General features: G+C 36.7%; 22 protein-coding genes. 10 read left to right on the top strand and 12 right to left on the bottom strand.

Annotation, left to right across the window (positions count from 1 at the left end):
* The first annotated feature begins 52 nt into the window (after window positions 1–52).
* From ABMA79_RS12780 to ABMA79_RS12770, 3 genes are all read left to right on the top strand, one after another.
* A complete protein-coding gene (locus ABMA79_RS12780; RefSeq protein WP_393093097.1) occupies window positions 53–469 on the top strand; it encodes a DUF6691 family protein in 417 nt (138 codons plus the stop codon).
* A 78-nt stretch (window positions 470–547) separates the two neighbouring features.
* Window positions 548–1,894, top strand: coding sequence for a sensor histidine kinase (locus ABMA79_RS12775; RefSeq protein ID WP_393093091.1), 1,347 nt, complete (start codon window positions 548–550; stop codon window positions 1,892–1,894).
* A 13-nt stretch (window positions 1,895–1,907) separates the two neighbouring features.
* Entirely contained in the window at window positions 1,908–2,648 is a 741-nt protein-coding gene (locus ABMA79_RS12770) for a hypothetical protein (RefSeq protein ID WP_393093088.1), read from the top strand.
* Here the strand turns inward: ABMA79_RS12770 and ABMA79_RS12765 are convergent.
* From ABMA79_RS12765 to bfr, 3 genes are all read right to left on the bottom strand, one after another.
* A complete protein-coding gene (locus ABMA79_RS12765) occupies window positions 2,631–3,071 on the bottom strand; it encodes a hypothetical protein (RefSeq protein ID WP_393093085.1) in 441 nt (146 codons plus the stop codon). The genes ABMA79_RS12770 and ABMA79_RS12765 overlap by 18 nt on opposite strands.
* Window positions 3,071–4,762, bottom strand: coding sequence for a FecR domain-containing protein (locus tag ABMA79_RS12760; protein ID WP_393093082.1), 1,692 nt, complete (start codon window positions 4,760–4,762; stop codon window positions 3,071–3,073). The genes ABMA79_RS12765 and ABMA79_RS12760 overlap by 1 nt, the downstream gene beginning before the upstream one ends.
* A gap of 79 nt (window positions 4,763–4,841) precedes the next feature.
* A complete protein-coding gene (bfr, locus tag ABMA79_RS12755) occupies window positions 4,842–5,318 on the bottom strand; it encodes a bacterioferritin (RefSeq protein ID WP_392860904.1) in 477 nt (158 codons plus the stop codon).
* A gap of 130 nt (window positions 5,319–5,448) precedes the next feature.
* On the opposite strand from bfr, the gene ABMA79_RS12750 reads away from it, so the two are divergent.
* A complete protein-coding gene (locus ABMA79_RS12750; protein ID WP_392860903.1) occupies window positions 5,449–5,682 on the top strand; it encodes a hypothetical protein in 234 nt (77 codons plus the stop codon).
* Window positions 5,683–5,759: 77 nt separating this feature from the next.
* Here the strand turns inward: ABMA79_RS12750 and phnE are convergent, their stop codons facing one another.
* The 3 genes from phnE to ABMA79_RS12735 are packed head-to-tail and all read right to left on the bottom strand — an operon-like array spanning window position 5,760 to window position 8,586.
* A complete protein-coding gene (gene phnE / locus ABMA79_RS12745) occupies window positions 5,760–6,854 on the bottom strand; it encodes a phosphonate ABC transporter, permease protein PhnE (RefSeq protein ID WP_392860901.1) in 1,095 nt (364 codons plus the stop codon).
* Between the two features lie 24 nt (window positions 6,855–6,878).
* Entirely contained in the window at window positions 6,879–7,640 is a 762-nt protein-coding gene (gene phnC, locus ABMA79_RS12740) for a phosphonate ABC transporter ATP-binding protein (RefSeq protein WP_392860900.1), read from the bottom strand.
* A gap of 28 nt (window positions 7,641–7,668) precedes the next feature.
* Complete coding sequence (locus tag ABMA79_RS12735) at window positions 7,669–8,586, bottom strand: phosphate/phosphite/phosphonate ABC transporter substrate-binding protein (RefSeq protein ID WP_392860899.1); 918 nt, start codon at window positions 8,584–8,586, stop codon at window positions 7,669–7,671.
* Window positions 8,587–8,807: 221 nt separating this feature from the next.
* Here ABMA79_RS12735 and ABMA79_RS12730 point away from each other — a divergent pair, with 221 nt between their 5' ends.
* Window positions 8,808–9,068: a hypothetical protein gene (locus tag ABMA79_RS12730; protein ID WP_393093079.1), complete on the top strand. Its 261-nt coding sequence runs from the start codon at window positions 8,808–8,810 to the stop codon at window positions 9,066–9,068.
* Window positions 9,069–9,084: 16 nt separating this feature from the next.
* Here ABMA79_RS12730 and ABMA79_RS12725 read toward each other — a convergent pair whose 3' ends face one another.
* Entirely contained in the window at window positions 9,085–10,533 is a 1,449-nt protein-coding gene (locus tag ABMA79_RS12725; protein WP_393093076.1) for a hypothetical protein, read from the bottom strand.
* Here ABMA79_RS12725 and ABMA79_RS12720 point away from each other — a divergent pair.
* The gene (locus tag ABMA79_RS12720) at window positions 10,532–10,777 is read left to right on the top strand and encodes a hypothetical protein (protein WP_103217354.1); all 246 of its coding nucleotides are present in this window, start codon (window positions 10,532–10,534) and stop codon (window positions 10,775–10,777) included. The two genes, ABMA79_RS12725 and ABMA79_RS12720, sit on opposite strands and share 2 nt — an antisense overlap.
* On the opposite strand, the gene ABMA79_RS12715 is transcribed toward ABMA79_RS12720, so the two are convergent.
* On the bottom strand, window positions 10,740–11,861 hold the full coding sequence (locus ABMA79_RS12715) for a phosphatase domain-containing protein (RefSeq protein WP_393093073.1): 1,122 nt from the start codon (window positions 11,859–11,861) through the stop codon (window positions 10,740–10,742). The two genes, ABMA79_RS12720 and ABMA79_RS12715, sit on opposite strands and share 38 nt — an antisense overlap.
* Before the next feature lie 55 nt (window positions 11,862–11,916).
* On the opposite strand from ABMA79_RS12715, the gene ABMA79_RS12710 reads away from it, so the two are divergent.
* Window positions 11,917–12,624 (top strand): MgtC/SapB family protein, encoded by a 708-nt coding sequence (locus ABMA79_RS12710; RefSeq protein WP_392860894.1) that lies wholly within the window; start codon window positions 11,917–11,919, stop codon window positions 12,622–12,624.
* A 4-nt stretch (window positions 12,625–12,628) separates the two neighbouring features.
* Here ABMA79_RS12710 and ABMA79_RS12705 read toward each other — a convergent pair whose 3' ends face one another.
* The 3 genes from ABMA79_RS12705 to ABMA79_RS12695 are packed head-to-tail and all read right to left on the bottom strand — an operon-like array spanning window position 12,629 to window position 14,425.
* A complete protein-coding gene (locus ABMA79_RS12705; RefSeq protein ID WP_393093069.1) occupies window positions 12,629–13,804 on the bottom strand; it encodes an Hsp20 family protein in 1,176 nt (391 codons plus the stop codon).
* Entirely contained in the window at window positions 13,801–14,142 is a 342-nt protein-coding gene (locus ABMA79_RS12700) for a hypothetical protein (protein WP_392860892.1), read from the bottom strand. The genes ABMA79_RS12705 and ABMA79_RS12700 overlap by 4 nt, the downstream gene beginning before the upstream one ends.
* A complete protein-coding gene (locus ABMA79_RS12695; protein WP_392860890.1) occupies window positions 14,120–14,425 on the bottom strand; it encodes a hypothetical protein in 306 nt (101 codons plus the stop codon). Before ABMA79_RS12695 ends, ABMA79_RS12700 begins: the two co-directional genes overlap by 23 nt.
* 253 nt (window positions 14,426–14,678) lie before the next feature.
* On the opposite strand from ABMA79_RS12695, the gene ABMA79_RS12690 reads away from it, so the two are divergent.
* Together ABMA79_RS12690 and ABMA79_RS12685 are read left to right on the top strand one after the other, a co-directional pair.
* The gene (locus ABMA79_RS12690; RefSeq protein WP_393093067.1) at window positions 14,679–15,596 is read left to right on the top strand and encodes a hypothetical protein; all 918 of its coding nucleotides are present in this window, start codon (window positions 14,679–14,681) and stop codon (window positions 15,594–15,596) included.
* Between the two features lie 15 nt (window positions 15,597–15,611).
* Window positions 15,612–16,481: a hypothetical protein gene (locus tag ABMA79_RS12685; protein ID WP_392860888.1), complete on the top strand. Its 870-nt coding sequence runs from the start codon at window positions 15,612–15,614 to the stop codon at window positions 16,479–16,481.
* A 19-nt stretch (window positions 16,482–16,500) separates the two neighbouring features.
* On the opposite strand, the gene ABMA79_RS12680 is transcribed toward ABMA79_RS12685, so the two are convergent.
* Window positions 16,501–17,166, bottom strand: a complete 666-nt coding sequence (locus ABMA79_RS12680; RefSeq protein ID WP_392860887.1) for a hypothetical protein — start codon at window positions 17,164–17,166, stop codon at window positions 16,501–16,503.
* 97 nt (window positions 17,167–17,263) lie between these two features.
* Here ABMA79_RS12680 and ABMA79_RS12675 point away from each other — a divergent pair, with 97 nt between their 5' ends.
* Window positions 17,264–18,499 carry a hypothetical protein gene (locus ABMA79_RS12675; RefSeq protein ID WP_392860886.1) on the top strand — a complete coding sequence of 412 codons (1,236 nt, stop codon included), beginning with the start codon at window positions 17,264–17,266 and terminating at the stop codon, window positions 18,497–18,499.
* Window positions 18,500–18,628: the final 129 nt, after the last annotated feature.

Genomic DNA, 18,628 nt, shown 5'->3' with positions numbered 1-18,628 from the left:
TCACTTTCATGGCCGTTGCTGTCGCTGTCGTATCTTTAATGGGGTTATTATAATGAAGAAATTAACAAGCTTAATTGCTGGAATGATATTTGGTATTGGTCTAACTCTATCAGGGATGGTTAATCCAAAGAAAGTCATCGGCTTCCTTGACGTCTTCTCTTTACAGGGGGGATGGGATGCATCTCTAGCCTTTGTGATGGGTGGTGCCGTTGTTATTGGTGTTATTGCCACTAAGCTTATTACAAAGCGCGGTGCTCCAATCTGTGATGTACAATTTCACTTACCAACTAAGACGATTATCGATAAGAAGCTAGTCTCTGGTGCGGCCCTTTTCGGAATTGGTTGGGGGATCGCAGGAATTTGTCCTGGTCCGGCCATCGTAAACCTAATTAACCTTTCGGCCCCGATGGTGGTATTTGTTCTCGCAATGGTCGTGGGCTCTCAAATCTCTAAGAAATTAGCTTCCTAATAAAATTTTCTGAGATAATTTTTTTATGCGTCAACTAGTCTTATTGACTATGGCGCATAAAATCATTACTCTTGTCTAATGTATGAATATTTACATCAATTCTCTCTAAATTTTTGGCTGGCCTTTGGCTATGTCCTAATTGCTCTTGGAGCAGCGACATATTTAATCTCATTAGGTGTGACAAGTATTCATCTAAATCGCCTAAGTCAAAATGCACAATCCTCTCCAATTAAGACAGTTGTGATGTGCTTTTCTCAAGCAGCAGTTTGTTTAATCATTGTCTCTAATTTCTTCTTTCCTCTATATTCTGTTTATAAAGTACCTTTGACATTGGTGATGTTTATTTTCACCTACACTGCCAGGTATCATTATTGGCGAAACCTTTCAGAAGTATTCAATGAGAATAAGACTTTGAGAGTTATTTATAACGGCATTGTTGTAGGCGCTATTGGCTGTTGTCTCATTCATTTATTTTGGTTTTTAATGAAGGGGCCAGGGCCTTGTTGTCTCGGCGAAGAATATATTAAAAATCCTGCATCAAATTATATCTTAAAGGTGCAGATTCCATATTTAATGAATGATAGCTTTTCAGGTTTTGTGAAGTTTTTTACGATTTCGGTTTCTCTTGTCTATATTCGTTTTTTTCTGATCTCATTGAAGTCTCGTGACTACCTCATGATATTTGGACTTTTTATCAGTGTCTTAAATATCTTCTATACAACGAGTTATCATGCCTTTGGCTTCAAGTATTGGATTCCTCTCTACTTCGTTGTGGACTTATTGGAGTACACAAGGTTGCAGCAATTAGAGGTCTCTCATTTTGCCCAAAAGCTTAAGGAGCAAAAACAGTCATATAATTCTATGATTCATGATTTGGCCAATCCACTACAGTTTACAAACTTACGCTTACAAAAGCTTAAACGTGATAATTCGATTAATGAGTCCAGGGAAGTTAAGGCCATTTATGAAGGGACGAGAAGCGCCATCGATATTTTAAATAATTATAAAAATCGAGGCACAAATGAGTCTCTTATTTCAGATGTTGTTGAAGAAGTGATTTCAATTTTTCCCGACATTAAAATTTTCTATACTAGGCCTCATAAAGAAGTGAGGGTAAATAAAGGGGTTATCAAGAACTCCTTGATTAATCTGATTAAAAACTCTCATGAAGCACTTAAGGAAGAACTTGAGTGGATAAAAATTAACATTAACAATGTTGAAGATCGTCTTGTTATCAAAATTATCGACAATGGAAAGTTTGTTGACTTCAAATCTCCTGAGTTGGCCTTCGAATTTGGCGCCTCAACTAAGGGCGATAGAAGGGGAGTAGGACTTTATTCAATAAAGAGAGATATTGAAAAATTAAATGGTAACTTAAAGTTAGATAATGAAGAATCCTTTACCTGTTTTACAATAGAGATTTAATAAGATGCTTGAAATGAGTCTTAATCACAGTGATATGAAATTGATTCCCGCTATTTATAGCTTTTTCACATTTATTGTGGGGCTCTATTATCTCTTTCTAAGCCTGAGTGCTTTTCGTATGAGGCGTATTTCAAAATCATCGTTAAGAATCGAAAGGATGCCTTTTTTTCAGGCCATCATTTGCTTCTTAGTTACTTCACTTCTCTTTGTTCCACTATACTCTGATTATAAAGTAGGGGTCACTCTACTCGTTTTTCTCCTACTATTTTTGGCGCGTTTTGATTTATGGAATATTTTAAGTAAAGTTTTAGGTGAGCATAAGCTTCTTAGAACGATGTATAAAATTGTTGTCTACTTGGCGATATTTGTTTTTGGCATTCACTATATTCTCTACTTAGTGGAGGGCAGTGGCTCGTGTTGTATAAGTGATGATGTCATCTCTAAAACGACTAATGAATTAACGAAGCTCATTTTACCATTTAATATGAGTAAGCTTTTAACTGCTTCTTACCGAGTGGTCGCCTTTCTTAGCCTATTAATCTATATTCGCTTTGCTTATCTTGCATACAAAAAGGCCGACAAGTTTTTATTTGTCGGCCTCATTATTAATATTTTCTATTACTCGTACTTTTTCTTAAACTTTCTCGTGGTACATAATTATTGGATACCAATTTTCTATCTTGCAGATCTCGTTATTTATTTGAGACTCATGAAATTCGATCGAAAAAAAATTGGCCTAGTTACACTTTCCTAGTTCAAAATTAATTGTTCCGTATCCGTTAACACAAGCTGTGCAATTTATAGAGGCTTTTACTTGATCCCCTGGAGCGATATGGACGTTAGCATTTCCTCCTGGAAATGGGATGCCTGCAGTAACTGGAGAGTTGTTTAGGACAACGTCAAATGATGCAGATGAGACATCTCCCGATTTCAATTGTATATAGACATTCTCAATACACCAGTATTGAGAAGAGTTAAAACCTTCAACATTTAATACGTTTGTGTCGACTTGATTTTGAATCCCAAAATACCAAGTTAAGGTTGTATCCGCATTAAAGAACTCAAAAGAGATAACGGCCCTATTGTCATTTTCAAAAAGGTAAGCATTTCCATCAGCGTCTGTTTTAAAACATGATGATAGGCCAAGTAGTAGTGAAATTATTAGTAGCGCTCTCATTAAAACTCCATTTCATATAAGACGCTAAAGTCTTTATTTTTAACAATGATATCTTGTGCGATAAATTCGCGATGTAAGAAATTAAATAAGAGGGCAGTTGACTTCGAAAGATGTCTTCTTGCTCCAAATTCAAAGCCTTTTCCAGAGTAAATGGCAATATTAGGGTGATGAGAGTCAACAATATATGAGCGGTAGCTCGTTAGGAAGCTCCAATTATCACTGTAGTCATACTCTGCTCCAAATTTTAGATAAGGTGCAAATTGCGTTCTTTGATCCATGACAGGTGTTAGACTCGTTTCAAATCGCGCTGTAAGAAACATTTCATCATTCATGAAAAATCCCGTTGTCAGTCTAAAGCGATTATTTAATCGGTAATATGCTTGAACACCTAACTCAAAAGTTAAGATGTCATCATCCATATCTTCAGGCTCAAGATCACCGCGATCCATGAAATAAGCATGTACTCCAAAAATATAATCAAGGTATAATTGTTGATTTAAAACATGGCGGTAGTGTCCAAAAATATCCGCCCCAAGTCCACCGTAGTTATCATCATCGCTTCCATTATTATTTTCCATACTAGCGTAATTCATCTGCTTTACACTTATTCCAGTTTTTAATCCCCATGAATTCTTCATTCCCGCTAGTCTAGCTGGGCCAGAGTTTGGCCCATGATCAACAACTTCATGGCCTTGAACTTCTTTGTATTCAATTTTCTCATTAAGTTTTTTGACAACTTCTTTCGTCTCTTCGTCTTGTTTCTTTGCAACAAATCCTTTCTTCTTATCAAGCTCAATTCCATTGGCCGCAACAAATTGCCCAGTGTTCTTATCGACACTACCAATATCAAGTGATTCATCTTGAATCGCTGGAATGAAGATCGCTGAGTCAAGGTCGACGATTGCACCATTTTTTGGAACTTCATCGGCTTCGACATCATTTCCATAGAGCTTAGTGATTTCCGTCTTGCTTAAGTCTTCACTACTAGCAACTTGAATATCGCTTCTTTTTACACTCTCAAGGTTTTCGTTCTTTTCAAGTGCAATGAGCTGACTGGGATTTACTTTCTGCGGAGGGATTTCATCATAGAGGTGAGCATAGGTCGTTGAGGCCGTCCCTTTTTTAACGATTGTGACATCATCACGGTCGACATTATCTTTCACTGTTTTTTCCGGATCAATACTCTCGCTATTGATCTTTTTTACAGCAACTTCACCCTCAAGTGTTACAACTGATGTGGCCTGGTTTTCCTGACTTACCACCGTGACAAATTCTGTTCCACGAACACCTAAGGCCATGGTCTTTGTCTTTACATAGACTTTATTAAAGGCACTATGTCCTTTTGACTTTTTTGCAGGAACAATCTTTGATCGCATTTTTCCATTCAAAACTTGGATAATACTTCCAGCTTTCTTTTCAACTTTTGTAAGCTCGATTTTTGAGTTTGGCCCAACGACGATATAACTACCATCTTCAAGAATTTCGATCTTCACAAAAGAGCGCAACCTCGTGACAATCGAAGTGTTTTCTTTAAGGAGCTGACCTTTCTTTATCCAGCTGGCCTGCATGGCCCCTGGTGGAAGTTGAGAAACTTCACCACGAATATTAACGACCTTGGCAAAGGCCGCAATTGCGTTTGCTTGGAAAAGACTTAGAGGAATTAAAATGAGTGATAATTTAATTAGATTCATAAAAGTAAACATCCGTGTTTAATTAATTTATCTAATTATAAATAAAAAACAGATGAATGTTTACTTTTTTTTACTTTCTTTAAACAGATTCAGATGCAGTCTGTAGATAATTTTGTAAACCAATTTTATCAATTAGTGAAAGTTGAGTTTCTAACCAGTCAATATGATCATTTTCAGTATCTGAAAGTAGCTCTAAAAGAATATCTCTTGAGACATAGTCATTAACTGACTCGCATAGAGCAATTGCTTTTCTGAGTAATTTACTATTTTCAACTTCATATTGAAGCTCGTCTGATATTAGCTGCTTCACATCGCGACTTGGCTTATATGGAAGGCGAGTACCTAACTCAGGTAAGCCTTCTAGAAAAATGATTCTTTCAATAAGCTTAGTTGCGTGGATTGTTTCATCATCTTTCTCATGATCAATGCGTTCATAAAGCTTTGTTAGCCCCATGTCTTGGAAAAGGCGTGAGTGAAGGAAATAGAGATCGATGGCCGATAGCTCTTGTGTTAATAATTCATTAAAAATATTGATAACTTCTTGATTTCCCTTCATTTTTTCTCCTTTCATAAAGCATACATGAAAGGTGACTTTTTTCAAATACAATAATAGTTGATCAAGATACTAAAGTTATTCTTAAGAATAACCGATAAATTTACTACGTGATTAGGACGTAGGAGGAATTATGAAAAAATTAATGGCCATGGCCGTATTAGGGCTTACCCTTGCTTCTTGTGGGTCATCCCCCCAGCGAGATATTGCCTCAGTAGATGGTGCTTGTTCACTACAAAAACACCCAGCTAAGAATCATTATCGGATCTTGATTAATGACAAACCTCATAGCCAGTATTGGTATACAAAAGGTGATGCGCTGAAGATCCAAGACTCATTTTCTAAAAAAGGAATGTGTACTGATTAATAGATATTTTTAAGGGAGAGAAATAAAAAGGCCCGCGGATGCGGGCCTTCTTTTGTATATAAACTAGTTTTACTTTACTACTTGATCGCTTCACGGATCTTAGAAGATAGCCAGTCCATGATCCATACAATCGCAGCAATTACGATTACTAGAAGACCAACTTCATTCCACTTAGCTAGACCTTGGTACTGCATTAGCATTGTACCAATACCACCACCACCAACTAGACCAATTACTGTGGCCATACGAACGTTGATGTCCCAACGGTAGATTGAGAATGATAGATATGGAAGAACGATTTGTGGAACAACACCAAACCAAATTACTTGGATAGGGTGAGCACCAGTTGCCATCATTGCTTCGATAGGTCCGTTTGAAACGTTTTCAATCTGCTCAGAGTATAGCTTCGAAAGTGAAGATACTGAGTGAAGACAAAGTGCCATCATACCAGCGAAAGGTCCAATACCTACCCATACAGAGAAGATAATCGCCCATACTAGTGGCTCAATTGAACGTGAAACGTTTAGGAAGAATCTAACGACAGAGTAAATTGTCATTGTTAGACGAGATCCATTCATTAGGTTTCTTGCTGCAAAGAATGCTAGAACAAATGCAATTGGAAGTGCTACTGCTGTTGCAATAAACGCCATGTAGATCGTTTCAATTGCTGCAAATAGAGCTTCTTCGAAAATTGCAAAGTTTGGTGTTAGAAGAGCTGTAAAGATTCTCTTTGCACCAGTCATTCCTGATTCAGAAAGGAATTCGTAAATTGAAATTTGTGAAACATAAATACTAGCAATAAATGTTAGTACTACAGTTGCAATAAGTACGAATGAGAATGGCTCTTTCATAAATAGAGTATTCTCATCTCTTTTCATAATTCCTGTTAGCCCACGTCCTAGAGACATTTTAGTTGTGTAAAGAGCTGCTGCTACTACAAAACCTGCTCCAAGAGCGATTAGTGGCTGGTTCCAAGAAAAGTCTGGGTAACGTAGACCAAGAATTAGTCTCTCCCATACGATCTTCCATGAAACAAGAATCATGTATGACCAAAGAAGGAAATCAATTAAGAATGAAAAGAAATTCATTTTTACTTTGTATGATGTGTACTCTTCTTTTGGTTTTGGTAAGTTATTAACTTGCGTATCTGCCGTTTGAGTCGTCGTTGTCATTATTTAATCCTATATCCAAAAAACTTAGTTAATCGTTACTTCTACAGCATCTTCACCGTAGATTGTCTGGAACCATTCTTCGTTAATATCAAGTGGTTGACCTTCATAAATCAGCTTCCCACCTTTAAGAGCAACTACGCGTGAAGCATATTCTCTAACTAGTGATAAGAAGTGAAGGTTACAGATAACTGTAACACCAAGTTCTTCGTTAACTTTCTTAAGGTATTGCATAACTGAGTGAGAAGTTGCAGGGTCAAGAGACGCAACTGGCTCGTCAGCAAGAAGAACCTTAGGGTTTTGCATAAGAGCACGAGCAATAGCAACACGTTGTTGCTGACCACCTGAAAGGTTGTCCGCACGTACGTTTTCTTTACCTTCAAGACCAACGATCTTGATGTATTCCATTGCTTTTTTCTTATCTTCTTCAGAGTAGATACCAAGTACTGACTTGATAACTCCTGTTCTTGCAAGTGTTCCAGAAAGAACGTTAGTCATAACAGTTCTTCTTGGGATTAAGTTAAAGTGTTGGAAGATCATTCCGATGTGTGAGCGAGCATTTCTCATTGCTGCACCCTTAAGTTTCGTAATATCTTTTCCTTCGAAGACGATCTCACCACTTGTTACATCGTGAAGGCGGTTCATACATCTAAGCATTGTCGACTTACCTGAACCAGACAGACCGATAATAACAAGGAACTCACCCTTGTTAACGTTAAAGCTAACGTTGTTTAGAGCGTGGCATCCGTTAGGATAAACTTTGTTAACATTTTTAACTTCTAGAATCATTTCATTCTCTCTTTATTTAAAATAAAACCTATTTCTTGTTTAGTTGTTCTTCAAGATTGATATTTAGTGTTTTAATTACGTTTCTTAGTCCATCGTAATCTGCATCAGTTGTATCAACTAGGCCACCAACACTGTAAATATTTTCGAATACATCTTTACCTTCTGGAGTAGCGATATATTTCTTAACAGCTGCAATAAACTTCTCAGTTACTTCTGCAGGAAGGTCCTTTCTGAATACGAATGGATCATTAGGGATTTTTTCAGTGATTTGAACGATTTTTACTTTATCTTCAACATCTGGGAATTGTGTTTTTACACGTGAACGTGCATCACGGATTGTTCCGTCAGAAGATGGAGCAGAGTAGTAAGTTGCACCAGCATCTACTTGTCTTTGGTAAACCATTGTTACAACGTTGTCGTGCTTAATAGCAAAAGTTGTATTACCTGGCTTAACATCATTTTCCATCATAATCTTAAGTGGAAACATATAACCTGAAGTTGATGAAGGATCTGTGTAAGCGAATTTCTTACCTTCTAGGTCTTTGATTGAGTTAATTCCGCTATCTACGTGAGCGATGATTTGCCCTTGGTAATAATCGTGTCCATAACGAAGAACTTTAAGTTTTGCACTAGCTCCATATTTTTCGTTTGCCATTAGGTAACCAAAAGAGTTCATAACTGCAATGTCTGCTCTTTTTGAACCAAATGATTCAACTACTGAAATGTAGTTTGTTGGAATACCTGTTTTGAAGAATAGGCCAGTCTCTTTTTCTAAGAATTTGATAAAGTGAACTGAGTTCGATGCAATTGTGTCTGCATCAACTGATGGTGTGAAGTATAGTTTTACAGGATTGTCTTTACTTCCTAATTTCATATCTCTCTTACAAGAGATTCCTGTTGTTATTGCTAGTACTAAGCTCATTACCGCAACAATTGTGTGTTTCATTGGTTGTTCTCCTCGTATATTGAACCCTAATATATATAGAAACCTAAAAAAATCTAACATTTTGAAATTACGCTCTTTTAGCATGAATAAGACAGTTTTTTAATGTCAACCTAATCACAATTATAATTATCTTTAAAAACTGAATAATTTCAGTAATTTAGTGAAGGTAGTTTTTATAATATTTAGTCTTTGTTTAATTTGATCAAGGTTATAATGGATACATGGCGTTAAATATCAAAAAACTCGAAAATCCTGTGCGTCCTACTGATCGATTAAGCTCAGATGAGACCCGCGTCAAAAGACTTCACAAGGGTTGTGATGGCTCAAAAAATTTTGATGAGAGCAATAATGATAGCAAGCGTATGTCATTGATTAAAAGCTTCCTAGAAGAGCTGTACGAACGTAAGCACTCCGTGAAAAAGAAGCTTAAGGACAAGAAAGAAAAGGTGAATGAGGCCATCAGAAGGTTGGATATCCTCTAATTTTTTTCAAACCTTACTACAGTCCTGATGTTGGACAGAAGTCGAGGTGATTTGGCCTTAGTAAAGTTGTTTTCTTTAGGGCCTGATGGGCCAGTTTTCCAAGCTTTGATTCTGTAAAAACCACTCTTTTAAGCTCTTTTGGGCCTTCCAATAAATTGATTTCTTCATTCATCAGAATTTGTAATCTCTGCATAAGAATTAATGCTAAATCTTTATGGTAAGGGCCAAGGCCTGGATAGAGTTTAATGAGGTTTTGATGAATGTATTGCTGAGTTTCTCGATGAGACTCAAAGATATACTGACAGGCCATAAATACTAACTCAAGCTTGGCGATCAACGGTTTCTGATTTCCCGCCATTTTTTTGGCAAAGACAATGGCCAGTTGAATTTGATGATAGCAGTCTTCTGAATTATTACTATTAAAGGCCACCTGAGCATGATTGAGATAATTCTTTATCGTAAAGATCTCTTTTATGGACTTTGATAATCTTGGTGTCTTCTTTGTCACAGAAGGCTTCGACTGAAAAAGGTCACTGTAGTGAATTTGCTTAATTTCAAAATTCTTTGAATCAATAAGTGAAAGAAAAATATCGTTTGAATCAATCGTTAGGGCCGAAACTGTTGTTGGCCAATGCTTCTTTTTGTAAATCTCAAGATGATACTTAAAGGCCTCTTTTGTGCCTCGTGATTGTCCATCGCGAATATCTACTTCTTGGCCATCGATTGCGATGATCTTATAATTACCAAGCGAGTCTTTTACGTGAAACTCCCAATGAAAGACTAATTGTTGGCCCTTTAAAAATTTCTCTACTTCAACAATATCATTAAAGCCAAGTAAGATAACAAGGGCAAGAAAGCTAGCACTCATTCCATGGTAATTAATCTTTAGAGCATCTCTTTGAACTAACTGAACACTTAGGCCTGACTCATTGACGCCACCATATGTTGCAAATGGAGACATGAGATTTTGAATGACAATGGCCTCAAGATTCTCCGGTGATTTGAAATGAACAAATCTTAGCTTGTCATTAAAAGTCTCTTGAATTGGAGTATTAATTAATTCAATTGGAGAGTTACTTTCAAGGTGATGATCCTTAATTCCTTCAAAAATTGCACTTGGATTATTTAAGTACTCATGCATGAAGCTTAGGTAGAGAGCGTCCTTGGCCCTTATACCAAGACCTTTGGCATAGCTATTAATTAGCTTATTATATGAGCTTTTGTAGAATTCTTGTGAATCTTCCTTTTCCTTTAAAAACGTACTCTGGTAGGCAAATACCTGACTAAAGAGTTTATGAATTGCGCCTTTTAAGATATTTGGCCCAAAGTATGAACTTTCTTTCAAGTTGCTCCAGGCAAGATTTACGTCTTCCTTATCTAATGCGGCCAATTGATAAATTGATTCTTCTAAGTTGTCGAAGAGTTCTATGTATAACGGAGAATTTTCTTTAAATGGAGCGCTCATGTCTAATATTTTAAGTTCACTTGTTAATCCTAGCAATCAAACTTTTATTGCCGTATGTGTTGCCTTATCAGGCCTAAGAGTGGCCATAGAATTAACTCGATTTTCTCCAGCTAATTGGCCTATTTCAAAACAATTTTCTAAAAACTTTGGTGAAGATTTCACACAAAGGTTTCACAAAGTTGGTCTCTATATTTGTATTGGACAAATTATTCTGTGGGCGCCTGAGCTTCTATTTGCTTCTTAGAATCTTCCTGAAGAAGGTTTCCGTCATATAACTCAATCTTTCCATGATAAGAATTAAATGGAGCACGAATATTCAGTTGTGACTCATTACCTTTCTTTCTAATGTAGATTTTTACTTCTTTATCGAGTCCGTGGTGTTTGACGTTATCTTTGATTTGGAAAATCTTATTTAAGAAGAGTCCGTTTTGACGGGCCGTAACCTTAAAGTCTTCCACGCGTTTTAGCTCATTCCAAAGTTGTCTTGGTTCCACTCGTCCAGACATTAGTTCTGAAAATGTTAAGTAGATTAGTGGATCAGACTCAAAATTATCACCCATTAAAACGACTGAAGATGGGATATCTGTCATATTAACAATATCAAGGAGGTGTCCAAGTTTATAGATCCCTTGAGTCTTGATATCTTTTGGAGTTAGATCATTTTCTAAGATCGAAAGAATACGACGATAGTCTTTTAAAAAGATTCCGGCCGTAAAAATCTCATTAGCGTAAAGCCAATCGCGAATTGCATCTTCATAAAAGTGCGGAGACGCAGATAGAATAAATGGATGGTAGCCCATTTCAATATATGACTTTAAAAGCTTTACTGAATTTTCTAGAGTTGGATAGTTTTTTAAAGGACTCGTCAGTGAGTCATAGATCTCACTCGGTTTAGAGTACTTTGTTTCAACTAATGTTTTATCAAAGTCACAAATGATGATCTTGCGATTATCTGTAATCTTTAATGGGATAAATGTTCCAAGATGTAATTCAAGCCCTGGGTATTTTGAAATTTCGTAGGCCTCAATCTTTGCTAAGCAATCCTTGCAACCCTTTGGCAGAGGGATTTTGGCAAGCAGCCCACCATATGAATCTGTTTCTAAGTTCTTTGTGAACAATTCTTTGTTATTGTGATCAAGGGCCACAACCTTGATTTCGAATTCATAGGCCCTAAGTAACTTATATGCTTGAATAGGAAAACGCGCTTCAAATTTTTCAAAGTCCTTATTCTTCGAATACAAATTTTCACTCATTGTGAAGTCTGCCTTGATATTAAGGTAGTTATTCGTTTGAATAGCTAAAAAATTTACGGCCTTGGCCCTTTTCAACTTATAAATCCTTGTTAAAATAGACTTTAGTTTATTTTATTCCACAAGAGGTTATATGTATATTGAATTCATTGGAGAGCAACCAGTTTATATTTCGATGGGCATCAAAGTAGTTAGCTCAATTATTCTAGGTGGCTTTATTGGATATGACCGTGAGCAGAAGATGAAGTCTGCGGGGATAAAGACGAATATGTTGATCTGTCTTGGAGCAGCAACATATACTTCCTTAAGTGTTTTAACCATGAGTGAGCATATGGGAACGGTGGCCGACCCCAATCGGATGGCCGCGCAAATTGTAAGTGGGATCGGTTTCTTAGGTGCCGGTGCCATTATTCAAGGCCGTGGTAATGTCGTTGGGATGACGACTGCTGCAACAGTCTGGGTTGTTGCCGCAATTGGGATGACTGTAGGATTTGGCTACCCTGTTATTGCTGCTTTAATTACAATCTCTCTCTTTGCTGTTCTTCGTTTGATAAACCCGGTTTATCGTATGCTTGAATCAGATAAGGCAAAGCAAAATTTCTATATCGAGGTTCTTTCAAATGGACGTATTCGTGGCCATGTAAAAGAAATTCTTTACTCTAGAGTTGAGGATATTGAGATTGTAAGTGAAGAGGTTCTTGATGCGGTTTCGGATGAAAGACTTCTAACTCTAAATGTTCAACTTCACCCTCGTTGGGTTGCACCAATTAAGCGTGAAATTAAAACACTTATTCGTGTAAACAAGGTTGAGTTTCACCAAAGAGATCGCGATATTTTATAAGAAATTATCTTTTTGCAATACGATAGGTAAGAGTCGAAGTTTCAATATCGTAATTTCGACTTACCTTTTTTCCATCAAGAATATCTGGTACATCAAATTGTCTAACTAAACTTTCTGAACGCTTTGACTTGAATGTATTACCATTTTCTTCAACTCGTTGATCAAATTTTCTATTCTGTGTAACTGTAATACCACGCTCTTGAGCATTGATATGTATGGTTTCTTGCTCATGCTTTGGCACTTCGATTGAAAAATAATAAAAGTTCTGATCACTCTTAATACTAGGTTCTAGCTTTGTAATATTATAGAAGCTGTCCTGGCCTTTTTCTTGGATCGTTTCCTTGGCCTTTGTGTAGTAGTTTTTTAGAGTATTTAGCTCTTCATCTATCTTCGTTTTAAGACGTCCCATAAGCCCTTGATGCTCTTTTTGGAGGGCCGCATACTTTTGTTCAAAAGCATCCTTTCTACTCTTTACTGTATCCTCGTGGAATGCTTTTTGTGTTTTGAGCTCATTTTGTTGGAAAGCACCAGTTTGTGTCAGCTGTTGATAATGATCGCTCTTAAGCTTAGACATCTCTTTTCGTTGCTCTTTTTCAAGATCTTTCACCGTTGTCGAATTTTCTTTTGAGAGCTTTTGAACACGTTGATCAAATTGCTTATTAATACGTTGAATAAACCCATCATTTCGAACCGAGATTTCATTAGCAAGGTTTTTGGCCTTTGCCGTCTCATCAATGATGAACTCTTCATTGTCATTTTTTATCTTATTGGCCAGATCATTTACTGTATTGGTCGTGTCTTCAAGGTCGTCACGGCCTCTTTGATGGACATACTCTAATTGCTGTTGGTAATTATCTCTGATGGAATCGATATTTGCATCAGCTTGAAGTTTTGCATAGCTTTCTTGCTTAGCAAATTGTTGGCCTGTCTTCTCAAGACTTTCTTTGATGTCATTGAGTCTGGCCTCTTTGTGATTGAGTGATTCGATAATAGCAACTTGATTCTGATTGCGAACTGAGTCGAGTTTTTCTTCACCAATAATTCTTTGGTCATTGGCCATTTGATTATAGTTCTTACGAATTGACTCGATCTCTTGTTTCTTATCTTTAATGAGGCGATCACGCTCATTCTTAAGCTTTAAGTTTTGTTTCGTAAATTGGTTGCTATCTTCAATTCTCATAGAGCTGCATCTACTCCTTGTTCTAGAGCTTCAGCGTCTTGTGGGTTTGTTGTATCCATGAGCTTTGCTAGGGGAGCATCACAAATTGGATCTCCTCCGGTATGGCCTTTACACATCCAAGTGTTAAGGAGGTTGACGCGAATTGAACGGTTACCACCGTGATACTTCACATACGAGTTTGGATCTAATGTCGAGGTAATCACAACACTTGCTGGCCCTCTTGGGTTTAGGCGCGAAGAAACCATGTATTGATAGACACGGTACTCAGCGCTAGCGCTTGCAGTGATTGCAATCGTTGCAATGAAAAAGAATATCTTACTGAAGCTGCGGATTAGCATCGAGAATCTTTCCTTCGACCATTTCAACTAGGGCACGTGCCACAATATATTGGTCAATTTCATCAAAAGTTGAAAATAACACACGCTGTTTTTCAAGATTGTTATGAGATGAGATTTTTTTAAGTAGAGACTTTGCCTTTAGACGTTGTGCTTTTGTCATGCGAACTTCTTCAAAGTTGCTTCCCATAGCAATGTCTTCAAATAATGGGAAATATCCATTTGCACCAAAATCGATTAACCTTTTAATTGAATCATAACGTTTTAAAAATCCTAACTCGATCAACTCATTCCTCCTGAAATTCTCTAGAGATATTTTATAAATTTTAGGGCCCTTTTGGCAGACGGAATACATTTCCATTGATGCTACACGTATTTTCGGCCTAATTTATGAACGCGTATCAGCAAGTCGTTGTTATTGTAAGCTAAGTTGAGCGATTCGGTAGGATATGCTCGCATTGAAATTAAGAAAATATAAAGATACAATTAAGTAGACGCTAAGAAGGCGTTAATTTTTTTATGAACAAGGAATGTTTTTGATGAATATCTTAACAGCTGCAACCCTGACTATTTTATTTAATTTTTCTGCACTTGCCTTGGTGGACTATTCCCCAAAATCATCTGGTGCTAGCTCATATAATCCAGTGACGACGAGACCTAGTGCACCTGCTAGAAGTGAAAGGGCCGTCTCTCGTGCGCAAGCGCCAAGCGCTAGCTCTGATCTTTGGGCATTCCTTCCTGATTATTATGACTTCTCTTTAGGCTACGTTGCTAATAAGTCTTTCTTTACTGACGAAAATATTAATTTTGTTAACTTCAATTTAAAGATGGGATTTGCCCATGGCATCTTCCTCGATCTTGCCGCCAGTGGTGCTCAATCGCTAGAAACAGCTGAATTTGAGCAGGCCAGTACTGGAGTGAAGCTTGGTTTTAATTGGCTCGAAGTTGGAAATGACTACAATAAACTTATTATCGACTCATACCTTGGAATGCGATTTAAAGGAAAGAGTGAATTTGCAACTCAAAGAAATGATCGCATTTTAGGAATTACTACTGAGAAACGTTTTGGTGCGGCGGCACTTGGTGTCGATTACGAAAGAATATTCGCTGACACACTTGATACTGACGAAGAGATGGCCATTGGCGATATTTCTCATATCAAAGCAAATCTAGGGATTATGGTTTCTCACGAAATTCAATTTCTTCTAACGTATGGTGAAGTAAAGGTTGCTGCTAGTGATTTCTTTACTGCTAATTCTTTGCGTTCTGATTTAAAATACTCATACTTAATGCCACAAATGTTTCTTCGTATGTCACGTTCTGTTCGTTTAAATATGGGAGCAGGCTTTCAGGTAACTCGTCCTGATTCTTCTGTGTTAAATGAAACAGCAAAGCTTTGGGACCTGCCTGTTTTATACGGGAATACGCTATTTGCAGGCCTTAATTTATCAATTTAAAAATAGGATACGTCATTGTTAATTTCAGATAATATTTATTATTGTAAAAATTGTAAAAAAGTTGTTCCTTCAATTGAAGACTTACTCTTTGTTGAAGATGGATCTAATCTGAGCTTTTGTAGCGAAGCCTGCATTGAAAAATTCTATTCTCCACTAATTGACTACTTTACAGGAAAGATTGAGAAGAAGAGAAAGGATCTTAATATTGTGGATGAGCCAGCTCTAGAGGCCTTAGAAAATCCAACTTTTGTTGACCGCGTTCTCCATAAGCCTGATGAGATTTGGCGTTTAGAAAATGACTTAAAAGAAGAGATCTTTACTTTCATTTCCAAAGTCAATCATAACGGCGAAGATATTCATCTGATGGCCTTGTGCTTTGTTTTTAATCACACTCCTTCTTTTGTTTTGGCCCTTACGGCCACTTCAAATGACTACTTCGTACAAGATTTTCAAGTAGGTGAGGAAGTTGAATCTCTTGAAGATTACCATCGCGAAATTGAAGATAATTCTATTTTAGACCCTGAAGACTTTGAGCTTATTGAACTTAAGAAATCAAAGCTTCTTGCTGAAATGATGACTCATAGAAAGGAATTTGATATTCCTTTTGAAGATTTCTCTCTTTATATGGATTACTTGCGTCCTACGATAGAGACATATGATGAGCTTTATGAATTTAAGGATGAGGATGGTGATGAGGCCTTTGCTTATTTCAAGGCATTTGAAAAAAGTGGTGTTAGCTTCTTCTATATCGCTCTTTGTACTAGAATTGAAAAAGGTGAGCAGAGTTTAATTGTTCCAATTATCTCTTTTCCAACAATTGATGGTGATTTGTCTAATTCATATAAGACAGGCAAGCTCATTGATGGAAATAAGCTTGCCCATTAATTAAATTATTTTTTTATTTTTAGAATGATTTGTAGAAATACTGACCTAGTGATTTAAAGGCATCACAGTAAGTGCGGTCATTGTAAAGATCAACATTGATTGAACACATAAAGTAAGCATCGTATGAGATTAGCTCACGGTTAAAAGGAGCAGGGAATTGATAAGTCTTCTCCTTCATAACCATAACACCATTAATCCTAAAACCTTGATAACGTCCATAATCACGATTCTTAGTTAAGTTAAACAGTGAGATCGTTCCCGAACTATCAATATACTTACACTCAGCAGAGCCTAGAAAAATTGAATTTCCAGATGACTGAGAAGTAGGGATAACACAAATTCTAGAATTCTGATCTGGGTTTTTTATTTGAACATAAATTTGTGTTTCATTTGTACGAGACTGACAAACAGTATTTGGTCCTAAGTGCGAATTTGAAGTATTTGCAAAACCTGTTTGGCCGTCTAGTGACCAACTACAGTGTGCAATTGCACTAGGAATATTTGCATTTGAACCATTAGAAGATGAGCTGTCTGAGTCATCGATGTCGATAACTGAGCCACCTGAGCCTGAACCTACATTAGAATTTGAGCCGGAGCTATTTGTATCATAGATTGAGCGCGTCTCTCTTGGAGCGACACATGAGGTAAGGGCCATAATTGCTGTGATAAAAATTAGTCTTTTCATTTAATTCTCCGAATTTATCACTTAACTTATCGGTAATTCTGAAAAAATATTAATTTTTTCATGTAGTTTAATGGTCAGTTAACCGATAAATATCATAATGAAGAAGTTGATCTTCCTAACCACCATTCTTGTACTCGTAATATCAAGTGCTTATCTTGTTGTTACGATGCCATATCGATTTTATTATACCTTCCAAGATGAAGGGATTCAATCGGACTACTTTATTGCCACTAAACAATATGAGTCGCTTTACAAGGGGCTTTCTCCATATGAAAAGTCTCGTGGTGTGACACCATTTTGGAAGAGTATTCATTTTCAGAATTTTCAATTTGATATTCCATTTGATGATGTAAGCTTTAAGGTCTTTCCAAGGCCTAGTATTTCTAAGATTCAGGCCCAACCTTATTTTGATATTGTCGATTATAAGAATAGGCGAGTTCTAAGTGTAAATGACTTTGAGATTGAAAAATTTAATGTCGCAATACCAATGGACGCAATTTTCAATCTTCCTGTTGTGACTCAATTTATCAAGGCCTCATCAAATCAAGAAGTTTGGCTAGATGTTTTAAATCTCAATATAAAGATTAAGAAATTAAATCTATATAGCTATAAAGATATTAAGTATCTACTTTCAAATTACTCACTACCTAAATTAGGCTACTTTCTTTATATCTATAAGATGCGTGAGCAGCTATTTGCTAAGGATGCAACTCGAATTGTGCAAAATGGCCCTTTCCATATTATGCAGTTCTTTGATGAGGCCAATAATATTGGAGTTCTAAAAAATTACTTCTATGAGAAGGGACGTATTTATCGTGCAACAATTCGTTACAATAAGAATAATCCTGATCATAATGTTGTTCTTGATAAGCTCGTGAAGAATTTAAAACTTAATCTTTCTCGTGATGAGGAGAGTTCTCTTGCTATGTATAATGAGTTCAGAAAGCTTAAGTACGAAAAGAGATTTGAGTATAAGGGGATGGCCTTGCTCTATAGTGCCTGGTCTCATGAACTTGAAAATGAAGCATTTTATCGTGAAATGATTTACTACCTTGAAAAAGGGAATTATAAAACAGCGCAACTATTTAGCCTTTATGATTTTGCTAAGAGAAAATTCGGTAAAACATTTTCAAGTCGTGATGAAGTTTTAAAAGACGATCTTAAGGCAAAGATTGAAATAGAGACGAAGAAAGAGAGAAAGAAGCAGGAGAGAGATCTTGCTGATTATCAAATATCTGGGGAAGTTGACTTTAAAGACGACGATGCCAAGCTTGATTACATTCTAAAAAATATCGAAGTAAAAGAAGAAAAAGACGACTTAAGCGAGTACTAAGAGATTAGATCTTCAAAACTATCTGGGTGGTGAAAGTTTGGAGAATTGTCTGGGTGCTTATTTGAGTAGTAGTATGTTTTATCACCTTCGGCCGTTAAGACACAGGTAGGGGATACGCGCAGATTTGAA

The sequence above is a fragment of the Halobacteriovorax sp. HFRX-2_2 genome (genome assembly GCF_043196705.1).
Taxonomy (GTDB): domain Bacteria; phylum Bdellovibrionota; class Bacteriovoracia; order Bacteriovoracales; family Bacteriovoracaceae; genus Halobacteriovorax_A.
Note: the sequence above shows the minus strand (reverse complement) of the source record. Positions and strands in the feature narration are given on the sequence as shown.